This window comes from Modestobacter sp. I12A-02662 (assembly GCF_041028325.1).
In the GTDB taxonomy this organism is placed as follows: Bacteria; Actinomycetota; Actinomycetes; order Mycobacteriales; family Geodermatophilaceae; genus Modestobacter.
The window spans coordinates 106987-126205 of sequence record NZ_JABGDE010000007.1; the positions used below are offsets into that span (position 1 = coordinate 106987).

Consider the following 19219-nt stretch of genomic DNA (forward strand, 5'->3'; position numbering starts at 1 on the left):
GGGCTCCTGCCGCGCGCTGCCCGAGGGCGCGCGCTGATCCGTTGTGCTGTCGGGCCGTCCCCGGTACACCCGGGGGTGCGCGGCCCGCGCCGCCTGATCCGGGGGAGTCGGAGATGTCCCGTGTGCGCGTTGCCGTCCTCGTCGCCGTCCTCGGCACGGTTCCGTTCCTGGGGGCGGCACCGGCCGCGGCCGGTGAGCCGGCTCCCCGCTCGCCCGTCACCGTCAACCGCTACGACCACGTCGTGGCCGACTTCGGTGCGCAGCCGCGGGAGGGCGTCAGCGTGGCGGCCCTGCTGGACGCCTTCCGGTTCACCGACGAGAACGGTCAGCCGGCGGCCACCGCCGGTATGCACGCCGACATCACGGTGGACGGCGCCGGCTACGTCTGCGAGCTCGACGCCCCCGCCGAGGTCGGCGTCGCCCGCGACCTGGCGACCGCCGACCTGACGACGAGCCTGGCGGGTGAGTGCGGCGGGCCGGCCGGCACTCAGCCGTTCTCGCTGCGCGCGGAGGTGACGCTGGTCGCCACCGGCGCCCTCGAGGAACGCCGGGAGGTGATCCGGACGGACTCGGGGATCTGCGTGCAGCGGTTCCGCGAACGCCCCGCGGCGGCCAGCGGGACGGCGTGGATCCGCTTCGGCGACGTGCTGGACGAGACGGTCGCGATCGGTGCCGGGCCCACGCAGCGCATCGAGCACGTCGACGAGGTCTGCGTGACCACCCCTGACCTGTGAGGGGACCGGCGCGACGACGTCAGGCGGCGACCGCGGTGACGAACGTGCAGATGCCGTCGCCGTCGTCGGCGCGGGTGCGCAGCCCGAGGACCGCCAGCAGGGCCAACTCGACCCGGTGGACCCGGCGCCGGAGGCCGGAGTAGTCCATCGTGCCGCCGGCACGGACCTCGATCTGGTCGAACCCGGCCTGACGGACGTGCTCGGTCAGCATCCAGTCCGGGAGCATCGTGATGTGCCCGGGTTGGTAGTAGTGCTTGGGGCCGAAGAACACCGGCGCACCGCGCAGCACCGTCTTCAGCAGCGAGTGCGGGTGCGTGACGTTCGGCGTGCTGACCACCAGCCGGTCGCCGGGCCGGAGCATCGCCCGGATCGACCGCAGCACCTGCCGCGGGTTCTCCACGTGCTCCAGCGTCTCGACGCTCACGACCATGTCGAACGGGCCGCGGGTGTCGTCGGTCCACTCGGGGTTGTCCAGGTCCAGCCGGTGGATCCAGTCGTGCGGCGGCTCGAGGTCGGTCGGGACGACGTCGAAGCCGGCCTCCTGCAGCCGCACGGCGAGTGCGCCGCAGCCGGCGCCGACCTCCAGCACCCGCCCGCCCTGCGGGAGCGCGGCGCGCACCAGGGTCACCGCGTACTCGTGCACGCCGGGCGCGGCGTGGACGGAGTGCCCCCTGTAGGACCGGGTGCTCGCCGTCCGCTGGATGGTCTGCCGCTCCTGTTGCGTCACCCGCGCAGGCTCTCACGGACGGCGCTCCGACGGTGGGGTGGAGCAGCGGCGCGCGACGTGGTGCGGGGGGCGCGCGGTGCCCATTGACGCGCGGGGCGGTGGGGAGGACAACGAGGTACCTGCACACATCGTCGGGAGGGGGAGTCATGACCCAGCCGCTCGAGCACCTCACGTTCGACGAGCCGGACGAGGTCCGGCAGGGGGACAACTGGCGGCTCGAACTGCTCAACCTGGCCGGAGGCGCGCAGGTCGGCCGGATCACCGTCCAGCCGGGCTGGCGGTGGACCGAGGACGTCAAGCCCGTGGCCGGGACGGAGCTGTGCCAGGCGCCGCACCAGCAGTACCAGGTCTCCGGCCGGATCCACGTCGTGATGGCGGACGGCACCGAGCTCGACGCCGGTCCGGGTGACGTGACCTCGTTGCCGCCGGGTCACGACGCGTGGGTCGTCGGCGACGAACCGGTCGTGGCCATCGACTGGCAGGGTGCCTCCGTGTGGGCCGCCCGCGGCTGAGCCGGCCCGCTCCCCGGTGGCCCAGCGGCCCCGCGGCCGGTCAGTGGACGGCGTCCTGCAGCTCCGCCTGCAGGCTGCTCATCAGCGCGGCGCGCTCGGCCTTGGCCTGGGCCAGCTCCGTCTCGATGTCCCAGACGACATCGCAGAGCACGTCGAGGTACTCGCGCTTCTCCCGCAGGTCCAGGTGCGCGAAGGAGGTGGAGCCGTCGTTCTGCTGGTCCCTCATGGCCGGTCCTCGGTGGTGGAGTGGCGGACGTCGGTTCGTCCGGTGTCCTCTGGAGAGCCCTGAGGTTGCCAGGCAGGTACGACAGTTCCGGGCGCCGTCGAGGCCACCGTGAGTACCGGGAGCGGCCGCCGGGTAGAGCGCCGGGAGGCCCACTCGCGGGTGTCATCGCGAGCGTCCCGGCGCTCTGCCGGGCCTCGGCGGGAGTCGAACCGGCGGCCCCGCGCCAGCGCCTGGAGGCGCCCCATGACGACTGATCTCTTCCGTCTGCTCTGCACCGAGCTCGGGTACGACCCGGCGTCGGTGCTGGTCATCCGGGTCCGCCCGGACGGAGCCGCGGTCACCTACACCGAGCCCTCGGGCATGCCCCGCGGCAGGTCCCACCGGCTCGGCCGCGACCAGGGCCGGGCCGCGTGAGCCGTCACGTGCCGCAGAAGGTCCGGTAGGCGGCCGATCCCGCCGGGGCCGGCAGCGCGTGCCGCTCGAGGCCGGGCCGCTCGTCGTAGGGCGCGGTCACCGCCTCCAGCAGCCGGCCGAGCGGCGCGAGGTCGCCCTCGGTCGCCGCGGCGAGGGCCTCCTCGACGAGGTGGTTGCGCGGGACGTAGACCGGGTTGACCCGGTCCATCGCGTCCGCGTCGGGGCCGAGGGCACGCCAGCGCGCGAGCCAGCCGTCGATCGCCGCCAGGTCGAGGACCAGGCGGCGGGTCGGCTCGGCGTCCCCGCGGGCGGCCCCGGACAGCGAGCGGAAGAACGAGGTGAGGTCGACGTGGCCGGCCTCCAGCAGGCCGAGCAGCTCCTCCACCAGGGGGGTGACCACGGCGTCGTCGGCACCCGCGGGCAGACCGAGCTTGCGCCGCATCCCGGCCGACCAGGCCGCCTCGTATCGCGGCCGGAACGTGTCGAGCACCTCCACGGCGCGGGCGATCGCCTCGTCCTGGTCGTCGGACAGCAGGGGGAGGAGCGCCTCCGCCAGCCGGGCGAGGTCCCACTCGGCCGCCAGTGGCTGGTTGCCGTAGCGGTACCGCCCGCCGGAGTCGATAGAGCTGTAGACGGTGGCCGGGTCGTAGGCGTCCAGGAAGGCGCACGGCCCGTAGTCGATGGTCTCGCCGGAGATCGTCATGTTGTCGGTGTTCATGACCCCGTGCACGAAGCCGACGAGCATCCACCGGGCGACCAGGTCCGCCTGGGCCGCGACGACCGCCTCGAACAGGGCCGGGTACGGGTGCTCGGCGTCCGCGGCGGCCGGGTGGTGCCGGCCGATCGCGGAGTCGGCGAGCCGGCGCAGCAGCTCGACGTCGCCGGTGAGCCGGGCGAACTGGAAGCTGCCCACGCGCAGATGGCTGCTGGCGACCCGGGCGAGCACGGCACCGGGCAGCAGGGTCTCCCGGCGCACGGCCCGCCCGGTCGCCACCACGGCGAGTGAGCGCGTCGTCGGGATGCCCAGGGCGTGCATCGCCTCGCTGACCACGTACTCGCGCAGCATCGGGCCGACCGCGGCCAGCCCGTCCCCGCCGCGCGCGAACGGTGTGCGACCGGAGCCCTTCAGGTGCAGGTCGCGGACCCGGCCGGCGACGTCGGTGACCTCGCCCAGCAGCAGCGCCCGGCCGTCCCCGAGCCGGGGGACGAGGCCGCCGAACTGGTGCCCGGCGTAGGCCTGCGCCACCGGCGTGGCACCCGGGGGCACGGCGGTGCCGACCAGCAGGCGCACCCCCTCGTCGCTGCGCAGCCGAGCGGGGTCGAGGCCGAGCTCGGTGGCCAGCGGCTCGTTGAGCACGAGCAGCTGCGGCTCGGGCGCCTCCTCGGCCTGCCACGGGACCGCCATCTCCGGGAGCTCGCGGGCGAAGCGGTTGCCGAGGAGGACGGTCGGTGCGGGTGCGACGCTCACCCGCCCGAGGGTACGAGCGGCACAGCCTGCGGGCAGGACGGCCGGGAACGGGCCGGGGCTCTCCTCGCCGGCGGCGTGCCCGCCGCGGGGTCAGGTCTTGTTCGGCCGGCCGGTCAGCTTGTCCCGCAACCGGTCCACCAGGCCGACGCCCGGGCCGACCAGCTTGTGGAACAGCGCGCTGTGCGGCGCGCTCGGGTGCGGCCGGGTCGGGGCCGCCTTCTTCGCCGCCTCGACCTTCGCGCCGATCTCGACCAGCTGCTCACGGGTCAGGTGCGTGCGCAGCTTCGGGAACTGGTCGCTCTCCTCGTCGGTGACGTGGTCCCGCAGGATCGTCTCCAGCCGGCCGAGCCGCTCCAGGAACGCCGGGTCCGCGGTGTCGACGTCCTCGAGCTCCTTCATCACCTCGACCAGCTGCTGGTGCTCCTCGATGTCGTGCTGGACCGCCTGCTCCCCGTCGGGCAGGTGATCGCGCATCGCCGGGTAGACGTACATCTCCTCGGCCACCGAGTGCCGCATCAGCTCGGCGATGACGGTCTCGATCATGTCCCGGCGCTGGCCGGCGTCGGCGCGCGGGATCTGACCCAGGAGGTCCATCACCTCGTGGTGGTCGGTGGTCAGGATGTCGACGACGTCGCGGTCGCCGGTGCTCGTGGTCATCTCGTCCACTCCCTCGGCATGCGTCACCATGTGGTGCTCGACCCCGGCGTCCTACCCGGGCCCCGGACGGCTCAGTCGCCGATGACGACGTTCCACTCCCGGACCGACCAGCCGGCCACCAGCCCGTTCGTCACGTACGGGTCGTGCTGCGCGAAGCGCTCCACGACCTCACGAGGGGCCCGCCAGATCAGCAGCGCCCGGTCGTAGGGATCGGGCAGCGCCCCGGCGAGCACCAGCTCGCCGCGCTCGTGCGCCGCCCGGGCCAGCGCGAGGTGGTCCTCGCGCAGCGCCGCCCGGCGCTCCAGGTAGTCGTGGACCAGCGTGTACTCCAGGACCTGGTACATGCGGCCACTCTCACACGGCCCGCCGGTGGCCGGGACGGCGGCCGCCGCGGCGGCTCCCCGGGGGCCGGACCCATTGCGGCCCGCCGCCGGCCATCCGACGATGCACGTCCGGACCGCAACGGGAACGAGGACCGCGATGGACCTCCACCACACCGCCGCGCACGGCAGGCACCGCCGGAGGAGGGCACACCGGCGGCTCGCCGTCCTCGGCCTCGCCCTGGTGCTGGTCGCCGGGGCGGCCGTCGTCGCGGCGCTCTGGCCGCGGGGGTCCGAGGAGTCCGCGGGTGCCGTCGGGTCGGCGCGGACCTCCGCGGCGGCGGCCGGCACCCCGGACGCCGCAGCCACCCCGGACGCCGCAGCCACCCCCACCCCGCAGGAGGCGGCTCCGGCGGCCAGTGCGGCCGAGCCCGGGGTCGGGCCGGCCGTCGCCGTCGGGATGGCGCCGCACCACATGGCCGTGGCGCCGGACGGCTCCTTCGCCTACGTCGCCGACCCCGCCGCGGGGGCGGTCCTCCGGTTCGACACCGCCACCGCCACCGCCACCGCGACGATCCCGGTGCCCGGCGCCCCGCCGCAGCTGGTGACCTTCGCCCCCGACGGGACGCGGGCCTACGTCTCCGCCTACGAGGAGGGCTACGGCGCCAACTCCGTCATCACCCTCGACACCGGCACCGACACGGTGGTCTTCTCCGTGCCGGCGGCCCGGGGCCCCTACGCCGCCGGCACGACCCCCGACGGGCGCCTGCTCTACGTCCCGTACTTCGACGACGACCACCTCGACGTCCTCGACACCGCGACCGGCGCGATGGTCGCCCGCATCCCGGCCGCCCCCTGCCCGCACTGGGTGGACTTCACCGCGGACGGCCGGTTCGCCTACACGACCAACCACTTCACCGACGTGGTGACCGTGCTGGAGGTCCCGGCGAACACGGTGGTCGCGACCGTGCCGGTCGGGGACGGCCCGCACAGCCTCGAGGTCTCCCCGGACGGCACCCGCGTCGCGGTGGTGAACTACATCAGCGGGGACGTCTCGATGATCGACACGGCGAGCAACACCGTGGTCGGCACCGTGCCGGCGGTGGGTGCCGGCCCGCAGGACGTCACGTACGCCCCGGACGGCCGGCACTTCTACACGGCCAACGTCGACGACGGCACGGTGTCGGTCGTGGACGCGGCGACCGGCACGGTCACGGCCCGGATCCCGACCGGCGCGAGCCCGACCGGCGTCGTCGTCACCCCCGACGGCCGCCGGGCGTTCGTCAGCAACTACGGGGACGGCACCGTGCGGGTGCTCGACACCGCAGCCGGCCCGCCCGGCTGAGCCGCAGCCGGCCCGCCCGGCTGAGCCGGCTGCCGGGACCCGGTCGTGGTGGTCAGGGGCTGGGGCCGCCGGAGGGCACGGGACGGAACGGGAGTGCCGCCGCGGAGACGAGTGCGGCTCCTGGGTGGCGGAACCGCCGCGCGGGTATGCCGTCCCGGCGCCGACGGACCGAGGTGACACGTGACGCTGACCGAGCGGCTGGACCGGTTCCAGCAGCGGCATCCCGGCGCGGGGTTCCCCATCGCCGTGCTCTACAAGTTCCTCGACGACGACGGGCACTTCCTGGCGGCCCTGATCACCTACTACGGCTTCCTCGCGCTCTTCCCGCTGCTGCTCCTGCTGTCCACGGTGCTCGGCCTGCTGCTGCGCGGGAACCCGGACCTGCAGCAGCAGGTCCTCGACTCGGCGCTGCGCGAGCTGCCCGTCATCGGGCCGCAACTGGGTCGCCCGGAGGAGCTCGGGGGCGGCGTCACCGGGCTGGTGCTGGGCACCCTGGTGGCCCTCTACGGCGGCACCGGTCTCGGCCAGGCGCTGCAGCACACGATGAACACCGCCTGGGCCGTGCCCCGCCACCGCCGGCCGGACCCCATCCGGGCCCGCGGCCGCAGCCTCCTGCTGCTGTGCAGCCTGGGCCTGCTGGTGGTGGGCAGCACGGTGCTGTCGGTGGTGGGCAGCGTCGCCGCCGCGGGGGACACGCCGTTCAGCGGCGGGGTCGACGTGCTGCTGATCGCGGCCTCGGTGGTGGTGAACGCCGGCGTCTTCGTGCTCGGTTTCCGGCTCACGACCGCCCGCCGGCTGACCGTCCGGCAGGTGGCCCCCGGCGCGCTCGCGGCGGCGGTCGCCTGGCAGCTGCTGCAGTCCTTCGGCGGCATCTACGTGACCCGCGTGGTGCAGAGCGCCAGCGCGGTGAACGCCGTCTTCGCCCTGGTGCTGGGACTGATGGCCTTCATCTACCTGGCCGCCGTCGTCCTCGTGCTGTGCGTGGAGATTAACGCCGTCCGGGTGGACCACCTGCACCCCCGCTCCCTGCTGGCGCCCTTCACCGACGACGTCGAGCTGACCCGGGGCGACGAGCGCGTGTACGCGGACGCCGCGCGCGCCCAGAGCGCGAAGGGCTTCCAGCGCGTGCACGTCCACTTCTCCGGGCGCGACGGCAAGGCCGGTGCGCCGGACGAGCCGCCCCCCGACCCGCCGGTGGAGCCGGCCCGGCCCGAGGTGCCCGAGCAGCGGTGACCCGCCGTCCGCGGAGGGCCTTGCGGCGCGCGGGGGCCGCGGAGGAGCCTCGGACGGACACCGGCCCGGCAGGTCGCCGCCAGGGCAGGGGGCCGGCGACACGAGGAGTCCGGATGTCGGAGCGGGACCAGGACAGCGCGGGGGACTACGGCTACGACCTGGTGCACGAGGAGGTCGGTCAGGGCCGGACGGCCGGCGACCCCGCCGCCCACCACGCCGACCCGCCCCGTCCCAGCGGCCCGCCGGCCGGCGTGGAACCGGGGTCGGCCAACGACCTGGGCTACGACGAGGCGCACGGCTTCTGAGGCCGGTCAGGCCGCGGCCGCCGCCAGGGTGGCGCCCGCCTGCACGAACGTCTCCTCGGCCCACCAGCGCAGCAGCGTCTCGTCGCCGACCGCCGCGCGCAGCCCGGCGGTCTGCGAGGTGTGCGCCTGCAGCGCCGCCAGCTTCCGGTGCCCGGTGTGCCCGTGGACGGAGACCCGCAGCGCCACCGCGTGCTCCGGGACGGCGGGGGGCTCCGCGCCGGGCATCCACACGCCGGTCCGCGCGCACAGCGCGCCCCAGCGCCGGTGGAACCGCTGGGTGAGCGTGGCCTGCAGCAGCCGGGCGCGGCAGCCGTCCGCGCGCCAGGCGTCCTCGACCCAGCGCCCGACGGCGATGTGGTCGGGATGCCCGGTCAGCCCGTCGGGCCCGAAGGTCAGCAGGGTGTCCGGGCGGACCGCGTCGATCAGCGCCCGGACCGCCGCCGCGCCGACGGCCGGGTCCACCGCGGGGCACCGCCCGTCCCGGAACCCCAGCCACCGGTGCTCGGTGACCCCGACCGAGGCCAGGCTGTGGGCCAGCTCGTGCCGGCGCACCTCCGCCACCGCCTCGTCGCCCCCCAGCTCGCCGTCGGTCGCGGTCGCCACGACCACGCGCTGACCGGCGCTGCAGGCCAGGGCCATCAGCCCGGCGGAGAGGTAGGCCTCGTCGTCCGGGTGCGCCCAGACCCCCAGCACGGTGCCCAGGTGGCGGACCGCCAGCGTGTCGTCCACGGCTCCTCCTCGACGCTCGTCGGCCGGATGCCGGAACGCTAGGAGGCGGGCCTTCCGCGGACCTTCCTGTCGCGTGCCCCGGGGACGGCGGCGCGGAAGGCCCCAGGACGGGCGGCCTCAGGTCGCCAACCGCTGCCCGACGCCGGCGGGCGGCGCCGGGGCGGCCGGGGTCTGCGCGGTGCGGCAGCGGTCGGCGTCGAGGGGCTGGCCGGCGGCGTCGAAGCTCTCGGCGGCGCGCAGCAGCAGGCTCCGCCACCCGGCCTCGTCGCCCTGCGCGCGCACCAGGTGGGCGCGGGCCTCCAGCACCGCCCCCTGCCAGGCGGTGCCGTGCCACAGGGCTGCCGACTCCTCGGCGGTGGCCAGGTGCCGCTGCGCCCGGTCGACGTCGCCCACGTCGGCGCAGGCGATGGCGCACGGCACCGACACCATCACCTGGCAGAAGTGGCACTGGTCCTCGGGCCCGACCGTCGCCTCGGCCCGGCGCACCGCGGCGTAGGCGTCCTCGGGGGTGTCGGCGGCGAGGACGGTCGTGCCGTCGATGCGCTGCATGAGGTGCATCGCGATCGGTGACCAGCGGGCCAGCGGCAGAGCCCGTTGCAGCAGCCGGCGCGCCTCGGCCCGGTCGCCCTGCAGGACGCGCAGTTCGGCCAGCCGCTGGAGGGAGTGGGCCTCCCCGGCGGCCGCGCCGATCTCGGCGTGCTGGTCCACCGCCTCCAGCAGGTCGTGCTCGGCGGTGGCGAGGTCGCCGGAGAGCAGCGCGGCCTCGCCGGTGAGGGCCGCGGCGAACGCGACCGCGCGCACCGCGCCGGCGCGCTGCGCGGTCTCCCGCAGCGCTCGGCCGAGCTCCATGACCTCGGCGTAGGGCGTGGGCCCGTACAGGAGGTACTCGGCGACGCACAGGTGCGCGTCGAAGACGGCGGTGGCCACCGTCGGCGCCTCGCGGGTGCGCTGCAGCTCGTGGCGGAGCCGGCGGAACCACTGCCCGTCGTTGTGCGCGATCAGCCCCTGCAGGGCGATCAGGTCCAGCAGCCGCCAGTCCGTCGCGTCGCCGATGCGGGCGCGCGCCTCGTTCGCGGCCGCCCGGGCGGCGGCGATGTCGCCGGTGAAGTAGGCGACGTGGCCGCGGGCGAGCAGGATCATGCCGTCGGCCGGGCCGCCGTCGGTGCCCAGCCCGGCGAGCGCGTCCGCCGCGGTCTCCAGGTCGCCGGCCATGCTGGACGCCTGCGCCAGCCGCGCCAGCACGACCCGGCGGGTGTCGCCGGTGCAGACGGCGGCCGCCTCCCGGTAGGCCGCGACGGCACCGGGGTCCCCGACGGCGAGCAGCAGGTCGGCGCGCAGGGCCAGCAGCCGGGCCCGGTCGGCGCCCGTCGCCACGTCCCGGATCTGCCCCACCAGGTCGAGCGCGTCCCGGTAGGCGCCCACGGCTGCCGCGCTCTCCGCCGCGGTCAGCAGGTGGGGGACCGCGGCGGCCGCGGCGCCGGCGTGCAGCAGGTGCGAGCCGATCCGCGCGGGTGCGGCGCCCAGCGTCCCCAGAGCGGCGGCGGCGTCCCGGTGCAGCCGCTGGAGCCGGTGCGGCGGCAGCTCGGCGATCAGCCGCTGGCGCAGCCGGCTGCTCCGGAACCGGTAGCCGATGTCGGCCGGCTGCACCAGGCCCACGGTGAGGGCGGCGTCCAGGACGGCGAACGCCTCCTCCTCACCGGTGCCGGCCAGCGCGACGAACTCGTCCGTGCTGACCGCCGTGCCGGCGACGGCGACGCGGCGGAGCACCTCCTCGGTGCCCGGTGGGCAGGCAGACAGCAGCCGCTCGATCGGCAGCGGCACCGTGTCGCCCCGGCCGACGCCGGCGTGCACCTGCAGGACCCGTTGCGGGAGCCCGCCGGACCAGGCGTACACCTCCTCGACGAGGCGGTCGTCGACGGGTGCGCCGAGGTGGTCGGCGAGCAGCGCCGCCGTCCCGGCGGGCGAGAGGGGCGGGATCGGCAGGTCGGCCACGCTCGGCTGGCGCACCAGGCTGGCGCGCACCCGGCCCAGCCGGGTGTCCTCGGGGACGTCGTGGTGCCCGGCGACCAGCACGACCCGTTCGGTGGCGGCCACCCGGGCGAGGTAGTGCAGCAGGCGCAGGCTGCCCTCGTCGGCGTCGTGCAGGTCGTCGACGGTGAGCACCGCCCCGGCGCCCGCCGCGGCCAGCCGCAGCAGCTCGGCGACCGAGACGAACAGGCGCTGGTGGGCGCCCTCACCGGACCAGGTGAGCTCGCCGCCGCGCAGGGCGCGCTCGATCTCGTCCCGGTAGGCGTCGTCCAGGCCGTCGAGCAGGGTGGGGTGCGCCCGGCACAGGTCCGACAGCGCCTCCAGGACCGGCGCGTAGGGCCAGCCGCCCTCGGCCGCCGACGTCCCGCCGGCCCCGGTCCGCGCCCCGACGGCGGCCGCGCGGGCGCGTGCCCAGGCGAGGACCGCCGACGTGCCGGCCCCGCCGGGTCCGTGCACCAGGGCGGTGGTGCCCCGCCCGGTCCTGATGTCCTGCAGCGCCCGGTCCAGCCGCTCCAGCGCCGGCCGGCGGCCCACCAGCCGGGGCAGCCGGGCCGCCGGGGGAGGGCTCGCGGCAGCCGGGGTCAGCCGGTCGCGGAGGGCGACGGCCTCCGCGGACGGGGCCACGCCCAGCTCGGCGCGCAGCGCCCGGTCCAGCCGTTCGAACTGCCGCAGCGCACCCCGCCGGTCCCCGCGGTCGGCGAGCTCCCGCATCAGCGCCAGGTGCGCCTGCTCGTCGGCCGGCTCCTCGCGCAGCAGGTCCTCCCAGCGCCGTCCCGCCCGCAGCAGGTCCAGGTGCACCTGCCGCACCCGGTCCCGCTCCACCCCGGTCCAGGGCTCGAACAGGTCGTCGGGGAGCAGCGGCCCGGGATGGGCCGCCAGGGCGGCGTCCACGTCGGCGGCCGTGCCACCGGCCAGCGCCGTCCGGGCGAGGGCCAGGAAGCGCTCGACGTCGACCTGCACGTCGTCGTCCGGGAGCAGGGTGAGGACCTCGCCGCGCAGCACCAGGCCGGACCGCTCGCCGAGCGCCCGCCGGGCGTAGTGGGCGGCGGTGTGCAGCCGGGGGGAGGCGTCCTCGGGCGCCAGGTCCGGCCACAGCGCGTCCAGGACCTGCTCCCGGTGCAGCCGCCGGCCCGGCGCCAGCGCGAGCAGCTTGACCAGTGCGGACGCCGAGCGCCGCGTCCACCCGCTGCTCGGCACCTCCCGGCCGTCGACGCGGACCGAGAAGCTGCCGAGCAGGCCGATCTGCACGTCCACGAGCGGGTCCGTTCCCTGTGGCGTCGGTCCCGAGGACTCCGGTACCGCGGGCCAGCGTAGGACCGCGGCCGGAGGCCGAGAAGGGGCCTCCACGGCCCGGCGGGCACCGCATCCGGGGCTGCCGTGGCTTCCGGGGCACCTCCCGTCCCGGCGTCCGCGGGAAGGTCCGTGGAAGACCGCGGTGGGACGCTCCCGGCCATGACCGACGCGACAGCCCTCCGCCCCGGCGACGTCGCCCGGCGCACGCGCACGGTGCGGGCCCGGGACATCGAGCTGTTCACCGAGCTGACCGGTGACCGGAACCCGGTGCACTACGACGCCGACCTCGCCGCCCGCAGCCGGTTCGGCGGCATCGTCGTCCAGGGCGGGGTCACCACCGGCCTGCTGAACGCGCTGGTGGCCGAGGACCTGCCGGGTCCGGGCAGCGTCTTCCTGCACGTCGACTGGCGCTTCCCCGCCCCGGTCCGGCCGGGGGACGTGCTGACCGCCGAGGCACGGGTGCTCGAGGTCCGGGCGGACAAGCCCGTCTGCACCCTGGCCACCACCGTCCGCACCGCCGAGGGCGTCGTCGTCGTGGACGGCACGGCCGTCGTCTGGCGGGACCCGGTGGTGCGCCGCGAGGTCGAGCAGCAGGGGACGAGCCAGCGGGCGCCGGAGCAGCCGGCGCCCACGATGGAGGAGGGATCTGCATGACCATGACCGACGCGGCAGCCGGCCGGAGCACCACCCCGACGCTCGGCGCGATCACCCACGTGGCGCTGACCGTCCAGGACCTGGGCGTCAGCGTGCCCTTCTACCGGGAGCTGATCGGCGCGGACCCGGTGCTGGACGAGGACACCGGGCCGTTCCGGCACGTGGTGTTCGCCATGGGCGACACCCTGCTGGGTCTGCACCACTTCCCGGAGGGCATCGAGGACGTCGCGCACACCCCCCGCCGGCGGGGGCTGGACCACGTGTCCTTCGGCTGCGCGGACCGCGGCGAGCTGGAGGCCTGGCAGCGCCGGCTGGACCGGATGGGCATCGAGCACGGCGGCATCGTCGACGCGCACTACGGCTCGGGGCTGTCGTTCAAGGACCCCGACGGACTGCCGCTCGAGCTGTTCTGCCCGCCCTCCGCCTGATCCGCGCCCACCCGTCCACCCGCCCCGCCGGACGGCGCCGGTCGCCGTCCGGCAGGAGCCGTCCGGACGCTGGGAGACCGACCGGTCACCCGTCCGACCGACCCGCGCCGCCGGCGGACCACGGGACACGGCGCGCCGCGACGGGGGGCAGCGGCTCGCTAGCCTGCCGCCGTCCCTGGCCGGCGACCGAAGGCGGAGCGGGCATGGAGATCCACGCCGACACCCTGCAGAAGGCGTTGCAGATTAACCTCGACCTGCGCTGGTACGGCACCATCGCCGAGATCGGCGCGGGCCAGGAGGTCGCGCGCTGGTTCTTCCGCGCCGGCGGGGCGGCCGGCACGGTCGCCAAGTCGATGTCGGCCTACGACATGGCCGTCAGCGACGCGGTCTACGGCAAGTCCGACCGGTACGTCTCCAAGGGCCGCCTGCAGGCCATGCTCGACCGCGAGTTCCAGCTCAACATCGACCGGCTCGGCGAGGAGCGGGGCGACGAGACGGCGTTCTTCGCCTTCGCCGACACGGTGGTCGCCCGCAGCTACCGGGGCGGCAACGAGTGCCACGGCTGGATGGGCGTGAAGTTCCAGGCGCACCCGCGGGACGAGCCCAGCCAGATCGTGCTGCACGTCCGGATGCTGGACAACGAGGCCCCGCAGCAGCAGGAGGCGCTCGGCGTGGTCGGGGTGAACCTGCTGCACGCCGCGTTCTTCCAGCACCACGAGCCCGACCGGGTCATCGAGCGGCTGCTCGACCAGCTCACCACGGGCCGCATCGAGATCGACATGATCGAGTTGAAGGGCATCGAGTTCCGCGCGGTGGACAACCGGCTGATGGCCCTCAAGCTCGTGCAGGTGGGGCTGAGCGGCGCGGCGATGTTCGGGGCCGACCGCCAGGTGCTGCAGCCCAGCGAGGTGCTCCGGAAGAAGGCGATCCTGGTGGAGCGAGGGAGCTTCCGCCCGCCGACCGTGGTGAACATCGACATGCTCGAGGCCGCCCGGGAGAAGTTCGAGGGCGATCCCGCCGTCGCCGGGCGCGACGTGCTGATGCTGACCGAGCTGACCATGGCCAACCTGCGCGCCGGGGGAGACGTGGTCGACCGCAAGGACTTCCTCGCCCGCGCCGACCTGCTCTCCGCCTGCGGGATGACCGTGCTCATCTCCGACTTCCTCGCCTACCACCGGCTGGCCGCCTACCTGACCTGGCGCACCGACGGCCGGATCGGCATGGTCATGGGGGTCCCCAGCCTGCTCCAGCTGTTCGACGAGTCCAGCCACGCCGACCTGCCCGGCGGCATCCTGGAGGGGTTCGGCCGGCTGCTGAAGAACGACCTCCGGCTGTTCGTGTACCCGATGCTGCAGGACGGCGAGGTCGTCACCGCCGACACCGCGACGGTCGGGGAGGAGCTGCAGCCGCTCTACGACTACCTCACCCGCCGCGGGAGCTTCGTCGCGCTGGACAACTACAAGCCGGACTACCTGCCGATCCTGAGCCGGGACGTGCTGCGCCGCATCCCCACGGACGACGGGACGTGGGAGGCCCAGGTGCCGCCGGAGGTCTGCGCGGTGATCAAGAAGCGCGGGTTCTTCGGATACCCCCGAGGGCGCTGACCTCCCGCGCCGGGAAATGACCTGTCGCGTACGACCGGGCGGTGCCAGCCTGGAGGCGTTGCACGGAGGCCGCCGACCCAGGGAAGAGGCGCCATGGCCGCACCGGACACCCTCACCGACATCTCCGACCTCGCCGGGCTGGCCGATCCGTTCCCCGCCCTCGCGGCGCTCCGCGAGGCCGGCCCGGTGACCCGCATGACGATGAACCGGGCCATCCCCGTCTGGGTGGTGACCCGTCCCGACGACGTGCTCGCCGCCCTCTCCGACCCCCGGCTGAGCAGCGACCCGCGCACGTCCGCCGCGATGACCGAGCTGATGGGCGACGACGTCCTCAGCCGCAGCATGCTGATCTCCGATCCGCCGGAGCACACCCGGCTGCGCCGGCTGGTGTCCAAGGCGTTCACCGCCCGGCGGGTCGAGGCGCTCCGGCCCCGGATCGAGGAGGTCACCGACGAGCTGCTGGACCGGATCGCGCAGCGGGGCCGGGCCGAGCTGATCTCCGAGTTCGCCCTGCCGCTGCCGATCACGGTCATCGGCGAGCTGCTGGGCGTGCCGCCGGCCGACCGCGAGCGCTTCCGGGCCTGGACCGACGAGATGCTCGAGACGCCGCTGGAACGGCGCATGGAGCCCGAGCAGATGGCGGCCGCCGTCGCCCAGCTGCGCAGCTACGTCGGCGACCTCATCACCGCCAAGCGCCAGGCCCCGGCGGACGACCTGCTCACCGGCCTGATCGAGGCCAGCGACGAGGACGGCGGCCTGGACGGGCAGGAGCTGCTCTCGATGACCTTCCTGCTCCTCGTCGCCGGGTACGTGACCACCGTCAACCTCATCGGCAACGGCACCCTGGCGCTGCTGCGTGCCCCGGAGCAGCTGGACCGGCTGCGGGCGGACCCGTCCCTGGTGCCGGGCGCCGTCGAGGAGTTCCTGCGGTTCGACGGCCCGGTCAACGTCGGCATCACCCGGTACGCCGCCGAGGACCTCGAGATCGCCGGCGTGCCGGTCGCCCGCGGGGACGTCGTGATGCTGGCGACCGCGGCCGCCGACCGGGACCCGGACCGGCATCCCGACCCGGACCGGCTCGACGTCACCGCCGGCTCCCGCCACCATCTCGGCTTCGGCCACGGGATCCACTACTGCCTCGGGGCGCCGCTGGCCCGGCTGGAGGCCCGGATCGCCTTCACCGCGATCCTCGCCCGGCTGCCCGACCTGGCCCTGGCGGTCCCGGTCGAGGAGCTGCGCTGGTCGGCCGGCGGGCTGCGCGGGCTGCGGGCGCTGCCGGTGGTCTTCCGCCCGACCGTCCGGCAGGCTCCGGCCTGACCGGGATCCCCCGGCGGGCGTGGACGCCCACGGCCGCCGGGTAAGGAACCCCCGTGGACGTGCGGCGGCTCGTGCTGGGCGACTGGTCCCCGCTGATCAGGGACGGCATCGACGTCCTCCGGCTGGTCATCCTGGGCGGGGCGGTGGCCTACGCGCTCGCCGGCCGCCCGGGTGCGGCGTCGCTGCTGGCCGGGCTGGGGGCGGTCACGCTCCTGGCCCGGCTGGTGAACCTGCCGCGGGTGTACGACCTGTCGCTGACCCTGGGGATGGCGCTGCAGGGGTTCGGCGAGACGCTCGGGCTCTACGACCAGTTCGTGCGCTTCGACGACCTGGTGCACTTCACGCTGCCGATGCTCACCGCCCCGGTCGTGTACATCGCCCTCGCCCGTCTCGACGTCGTCCCCGACCCGCGGGACGAGACCCACCTGCGGCACTACGTCGGCATCGGCGTCGTCACGCTGGCGCTGGGCATCTCCATCGGCGCGCTGTGGGAGATCTACGAGTGGCGGTCCGACGCGTGGCTGGGCACCGCGCTCTCGGAGGGCAACGACGACACGAACGGCGACCTCGTCCGGGACACCCTCGGCTCGCTGGTCGGCGCCGGGCTGCTCGTCGCGTGGGCCCGCCTCGGGTGGGGGTCGGTCCGCCGGATACCCGGCGTGAACACGCACGAGGAGGTCAGCGCCTGACCGTGGTTGGCTGAGCGCCCTCCGCCGAGAAGGGACTGCGATGCCGATCCTCGCCAGCTTCGCCGAGGCACTGATCACCGGCCGGGTCGAGGTCGTCGACCTCACCGCGCCGCTGTCGGCCGAGACGCCGGTCATCCAGCTGCCACCGCCGTTCGCCCAGACCGCCCCCTTCGAGCTGGAGGAGCTGAGCCGGTACGACGACCGCGGCCCGGCCTGGTACTGGAACAACTTCCGCACCGGCGAGCACACCGGCACGCACTTCGACGCGCCCAACCACTGGGTGACCGGCCGGGACGGCGACGACGTGGCGTCGGTGCCGGCGCGGCGGCTGATCGCCCCGGCCGCCGTGCTCGACTTCTCCGCCCAGGCCGCCGAGGACCCCGACTTCCTGCTCGAGCCCGAGCACGTCGAGCAGTGGCAGGCCGCGCACGGCCCGCTGCCCGAAGGCGGCTGGCTGCTGTACCGCACCGGCTGGGACGCCCGGTCGTCCTCCCAGCGCGCGTTCGTCAACGCCGACGACACCGGCCCGCACACCCCGGGACTGTCCCCGGCGTGCGCGCGGTGGCTGGCCGAGGAGACGCCGGTGATCGGGCTGGGCGTGGAGACCGTCGGCACCGACGCCGGCGCCGCGCACTCGTTCGACCCCCCGTTCCCGTGCCACGCCGCGCTCATGGGCAGCGGCAAGTACGGGCTCACCCAGCTGCGGAACCTCGCCCAGCTGCCGCCGACCGGAGCGCTGGTGGTCGCCGCGCCGCTGCCGATCGTCTCCGGCTCCGGCTCGCCGTCGCGGGTGCTGGCGCTGGTCGACCGCGGATGAACGTCGCCGCCGCGATCGGGGGCGCGCTCGCCCGGAGCGGGGTCGGCACGGTCTTCGGGGTCGTGGGGTCGGGCAACTTCGAGGTGACCAACGCGATGGTCGCCGCGGGCGCCCGGTTCGTGGCCGCGCGGCACGAGGGCGGCGCGGCCACGATGGCCGACGCGCACGCCCGGATGACCGGGGCGGTGACCGCGCTGAGCGTGCACCAGGGCTGCGGGTTCACCAACGCGCTGACCGGCGTCACCGAGGCGGCGAAGAGCCGCACGCCGATGGTGGTGGTGACCGGGGAGGCCACCTCCCCGCGGTCGAACTTCTTCGTCGACCAGCCGGCCCTGGCCGCCGCCGTCGGGGCGGTGCCCGTGCGGGTCACCTCGCCCGGGGACGCGGTCGCCCAGGCCGTCGCGGCGGTCGCCACGGCCCGCGACGAGCGGCGGGTGGTCGTGCTGAACCTGCCGCTGGACGTGCAGGGGCTCCCGGTGCCGGGAGCGCACGTGCCGCTCCCGGCGGCCCGGGCCGCGGCGGCTCCCGACCCGGCCGAGGTGGCGCGGCTGGCCGACGCCCTCGCGCGGGCGCGGCGGCCGGTGTTCGTGGCCGGCCGCGGGTCACGCGGCCCCGGCGCCCGGGCGGCGCTGGAGCTCCTCGCCGACCGCTGCGGAGCGCTGCTGGCGACGTCCGCCGTCGCCAGGGGGCTGTTCCGCGGCACCCCGTGGGACCTCGACGTCTCCGGCGGGTTCGCCACGCCGCTGGCCGCCGAGCTGATCAGCGGCGCCGACCTGGTCGTCGGGTGGGGCTGCGCGCTGAACATGTGGACGACGCGGCACGGGCGGCTGATCGCCGACGACGCCGTCGTCGTCCAGGTGGACCTGGAGCGCGAGGCCCTCGGCCGGCAGCGGGACCTCGCGTTCGGCGTCGTCGGGGACGTCCGCGCGGTCGCCGGGGCGGCGGCCGCCGCCCTGCCCGGCGAGGCGGCCGGGTACCGGACGCCGGAGGTCCGCCGGGCACTCGCCGAGCGGCGGCGGTGGCGCGACGAGCCGTTCCGCGACGCCGGGGGAGCGGGGCAGGTCGACCCCCGGGCGCTGACGATCGCCCTGGACGACCTGCTGCCCGCCGAGCGGGTGGTCGCGGTCGACTCGGGCAACTTCATGGGCTACCCGAGCATGTTCCTCGACGTCCCCGACGAGCACGGCTTCTGCTTCACCCAGGCCTTCCAGTCGGTGGGCCTGGGGCTGGCGACGGCGATCGGCGCCGCGCTCGCCCGGCCCGACCGGCTGCCGGTGGCCGCCCTCGGGGACGGCGGCGCGCTGATGGGCGCCGCGGAGCTGGAGACCGTCGTCCGGCTGGGGCTGCCCATGGTCGTGGTCGTCTACGACGACGCGGCCTACGGCGCCGAGGTGCACCACTTCGGCCCGGCCGGCCACCCGTTGGACACCGTCCGCTTCCCGGAGGACGACTTCGCCGCGATCGCCCGCGGCCACGGGTTCGCGGCGCTCACCGTCCGGGACGTCGCGGACCTGGCCGGGGTGTCCGACTGGCTGGCCGGCCGGCGCACCCGGCCGTTGCTCATCGACGCCAAGGTCACCCGGCAGGAGCCGTCGTGGTGGCTCGAGGAGGCCTTCCGGGGCCACTGAGCCGGTTCAGCGGCTCGGGTGGCCACCCTCGGAGTCCCGGACCCCGGTCTGCCCGACGTCGGTCGGGTCGGCCGCGGAGCGGCGGACCGGT

The 19219-nt window shown here is 75.6% G+C and carries 20 protein-coding genes; 13 read left to right on the forward strand and 7 right to left on the reverse strand.

Translation table 11 applies throughout. From position 1 onward, the window contains the following. Positions 1-113 precede the first annotated feature (113 nt). Positions 114-734: a hypothetical protein gene (locus HL189_RS11830; RefSeq protein ID WP_369133898.1), complete on the forward strand. Its 621-nt coding sequence runs from the start codon at positions 114-116 to the stop codon at positions 732-734. A gap of 19 nt (positions 735-753) precedes the next feature. Here HL189_RS11830 and HL189_RS11835 read toward each other — a convergent pair whose 3' ends face one another. Further along, positions 754-1461, reverse strand: coding sequence for a class I SAM-dependent methyltransferase (locus HL189_RS11835; protein ID WP_369133899.1), 708 nt, complete (start codon positions 1459-1461; stop codon positions 754-756). 146 nt (positions 1462-1607) lie between these two features. On the opposite strand from HL189_RS11835, the gene HL189_RS11840 reads away from it, so the two are divergent. Then, positions 1608-1973 (forward strand): cupin domain-containing protein, encoded by a 366-nt coding sequence (locus tag HL189_RS11840; RefSeq protein WP_369133900.1) that lies wholly within the window; start codon positions 1608-1610, stop codon positions 1971-1973. Positions 1974-2013: 40 nt separating this feature from the next. Here HL189_RS11840 and HL189_RS11845 read toward each other — a convergent pair whose 3' ends face one another. Next, on the reverse strand, positions 2014-2199 hold the full coding sequence (locus tag HL189_RS11845) for a hypothetical protein (protein ID WP_369133901.1): 186 nt from the start codon (positions 2197-2199) through the stop codon (positions 2014-2016). Positions 2200-2442: 243 nt separating this feature from the next. Between HL189_RS11845 and HL189_RS11850 the strand changes: the two genes are divergently transcribed. Then, a complete protein-coding gene (locus tag HL189_RS11850) occupies positions 2443-2613 on the forward strand; it encodes a hypothetical protein (RefSeq protein WP_369133902.1) in 171 nt (56 codons plus the stop codon). Between the two features lie 4 nt (positions 2614-2617). Here HL189_RS11850 and HL189_RS11855 read toward each other — a convergent pair whose 3' ends face one another. The 3 genes from HL189_RS11855 to HL189_RS11865 all read right to left on the reverse strand — a co-directional run bounded on the left by HL189_RS11855 (position 2618) and on the right by HL189_RS11865 (position 5082). Then, positions 2618-4081: a YdiU family protein gene (locus HL189_RS11855; protein ID WP_369133903.1), complete on the reverse strand. Its 1464-nt coding sequence runs from the start codon at positions 4079-4081 to the stop codon at positions 2618-2620. A 90-nt stretch (positions 4082-4171) separates the two neighbouring features. Beyond that, a complete protein-coding gene (locus HL189_RS11860) occupies positions 4172-4738 on the reverse strand; it encodes a hemerythrin domain-containing protein (protein WP_369133904.1) in 567 nt (188 codons plus the stop codon). A 71-nt stretch (positions 4739-4809) separates the two neighbouring features. Next, the gene (locus tag HL189_RS11865) at positions 4810-5082 is read right to left on the reverse strand and encodes a YciI-like protein (protein ID WP_369133905.1); all 273 of its coding nucleotides are present in this window, start codon (positions 5080-5082) and stop codon (positions 4810-4812) included. 136 nt (positions 5083-5218) lie between these two features. Between HL189_RS11865 and HL189_RS11870 the strand changes: the two genes are divergently transcribed. From HL189_RS11870 to HL189_RS11880, 3 genes are all read left to right on the forward strand, one after another. Further along, positions 5219-6403, forward strand: a complete 1185-nt coding sequence (locus tag HL189_RS11870) for a cytochrome D1 domain-containing protein (RefSeq protein ID WP_369133906.1) — start codon at positions 5219-5221, stop codon at positions 6401-6403. Between the two features lie 180 nt (positions 6404-6583). Next, positions 6584-7636: a YihY/virulence factor BrkB family protein gene (locus HL189_RS11875; RefSeq protein WP_369133907.1), complete on the forward strand. Its 1053-nt coding sequence runs from the start codon at positions 6584-6586 to the stop codon at positions 7634-7636. Positions 7637-7749: 113 nt separating this feature from the next. Further along, the gene (locus tag HL189_RS11880; RefSeq protein ID WP_369133908.1) at positions 7750-7941 is read left to right on the forward strand and encodes a hypothetical protein; all 192 of its coding nucleotides are present in this window, start codon (positions 7750-7752) and stop codon (positions 7939-7941) included. Positions 7942-7947: 6 nt separating this feature from the next. On the opposite strand, the gene HL189_RS11885 is transcribed toward HL189_RS11880, so the two are convergent. Both HL189_RS11885 and HL189_RS11890 read right to left on the reverse strand, forming a co-directional pair. Then, positions 7948-8670 (reverse strand): PIG-L deacetylase family protein, encoded by a 723-nt coding sequence (locus HL189_RS11885; RefSeq protein ID WP_369133909.1) that lies wholly within the window; start codon positions 8668-8670, stop codon positions 7948-7950. 117 nt (positions 8671-8787) lie between these two features. Further along, positions 8788-11952: an AAA family ATPase gene (locus HL189_RS11890; RefSeq protein ID WP_369133910.1), complete on the reverse strand. Its 3165-nt coding sequence runs from the start codon at positions 11950-11952 to the stop codon at positions 8788-8790. A 198-nt stretch (positions 11953-12150) separates the two neighbouring features. Between HL189_RS11890 and HL189_RS11895 the strand changes: the two genes are divergently transcribed. The 7 genes from HL189_RS11895 to HL189_RS11925 all read left to right on the forward strand — a co-directional run bounded on the left by HL189_RS11895 (position 12151) and on the right by HL189_RS11925 (position 19128). Next, complete coding sequence (locus HL189_RS11895; protein WP_369133911.1) at positions 12151-12645, forward strand: MaoC family dehydratase; 495 nt, start codon at positions 12151-12153, stop codon at positions 12643-12645. Further along, complete coding sequence (locus tag HL189_RS11900; protein WP_369133912.1) at positions 12642-13073, forward strand: VOC family protein; 432 nt, start codon at positions 12642-12644, stop codon at positions 13071-13073. Before HL189_RS11895 ends, HL189_RS11900 begins: the two co-directional genes overlap by 4 nt. 203 nt (positions 13074-13276) lie before the next feature. Further along, on the forward strand, positions 13277-14677 hold the full coding sequence (locus HL189_RS11905) for a TonB-dependent receptor (RefSeq protein WP_369133913.1): 1401 nt from the start codon (positions 13277-13279) through the stop codon (positions 14675-14677). 93 nt (positions 14678-14770) lie between these two features. Then, positions 14771-15994 (forward strand): cytochrome P450, encoded by a 1224-nt coding sequence (locus HL189_RS11910; protein ID WP_369133914.1) that lies wholly within the window; start codon positions 14771-14773, stop codon positions 15992-15994. Between the two features lie 53 nt (positions 15995-16047). Continuing rightward, entirely contained in the window at positions 16048-16683 is a 636-nt protein-coding gene (locus tag HL189_RS11915; protein ID WP_369133915.1) for a hypothetical protein, read from the forward strand. A 40-nt stretch (positions 16684-16723) separates the two neighbouring features. After that, positions 16724-17500: a cyclase family protein gene (locus HL189_RS11920; protein WP_369133916.1), complete on the forward strand. Its 777-nt coding sequence runs from the start codon at positions 16724-16726 to the stop codon at positions 17498-17500. Further along, positions 17497-19128: a thiamine pyrophosphate-binding protein gene (locus HL189_RS11925; RefSeq protein ID WP_369133917.1), complete on the forward strand. Its 1632-nt coding sequence runs from the start codon at positions 17497-17499 to the stop codon at positions 19126-19128. The genes HL189_RS11920 and HL189_RS11925 overlap by 4 nt, the downstream gene beginning before the upstream one ends. Positions 19129-19219: the final 91 nt, after the last annotated feature.

What these genes read in the sequence shown, in the direction of transcription:
- HL189_RS11925 (WP_369133917.1), top strand. Translation starts at nt 17,497, where the DNA reads ATGAACGTCGCCGCCGCGATCGGGGGCGCGCTCGCCCGGAGCGGGGTC.
- HL189_RS11910 (WP_369133914.1), top strand. Translation starts at nt 14,771, where the DNA reads ATGGCCGCACCGGACACCCTCACCGACATCTCCGACCTCGCCGGGCTG.
- HL189_RS11830 (WP_369133898.1), top strand. Translation starts at nt 114, where the DNA reads ATGTCCCGTGTGCGCGTTGCCGTCCTCGTCGCCGTCCTCGGCACGGTT.
- HL189_RS11845 (WP_369133901.1), bottom strand. Translation starts at nt 2,199, where the DNA reads ATGAGGGACCAGCAGAACGACGGCTCCACCTCCTTCGCGCACCTGGAC.
- HL189_RS11900 (WP_369133912.1), top strand. Translation starts at nt 12,642, where the DNA reads ATGACCATGACCGACGCGGCAGCCGGCCGGAGCACCACCCCGACGCTC.
- HL189_RS11920 (WP_369133916.1), top strand. Translation starts at nt 16,724, where the DNA reads ATGCCGATCCTCGCCAGCTTCGCCGAGGCACTGATCACCGGCCGGGTC.
- HL189_RS11840 (WP_369133900.1), top strand. Translation starts at nt 1,608, where the DNA reads ATGACCCAGCCGCTCGAGCACCTCACGTTCGACGAGCCGGACGAGGTC.
- HL189_RS11905 (WP_369133913.1), top strand. Translation starts at nt 13,277, where the DNA reads ATGGAGATCCACGCCGACACCCTGCAGAAGGCGTTGCAGATTAACCTC.
- HL189_RS11870 (WP_369133906.1), top strand. Translation starts at nt 5,219, where the DNA reads ATGGACCTCCACCACACCGCCGCGCACGGCAGGCACCGCCGGAGGAGG.
- HL189_RS11895 (WP_369133911.1), top strand. Translation starts at nt 12,151, where the DNA reads ATGACCGACGCGACAGCCCTCCGCCCCGGCGACGTCGCCCGGCGCACG.
- HL189_RS11850 (WP_369133902.1), top strand. Translation starts at nt 2,443, where the DNA reads ATGACGACTGATCTCTTCCGTCTGCTCTGCACCGAGCTCGGGTACGAC.
- HL189_RS11880 (WP_369133908.1), top strand. Translation starts at nt 7,750, where the DNA reads ATGTCGGAGCGGGACCAGGACAGCGCGGGGGACTACGGCTACGACCTG.
- HL189_RS11860 (WP_369133904.1), bottom strand. Translation starts at nt 4,738, where the DNA reads ATGACCACGAGCACCGGCGACCGCGACGTCGTCGACATCCTGACCACC.
- HL189_RS11865 (WP_369133905.1), bottom strand. Translation starts at nt 5,082, where the DNA reads ATGTACCAGGTCCTGGAGTACACGCTGGTCCACGACTACCTGGAGCGC.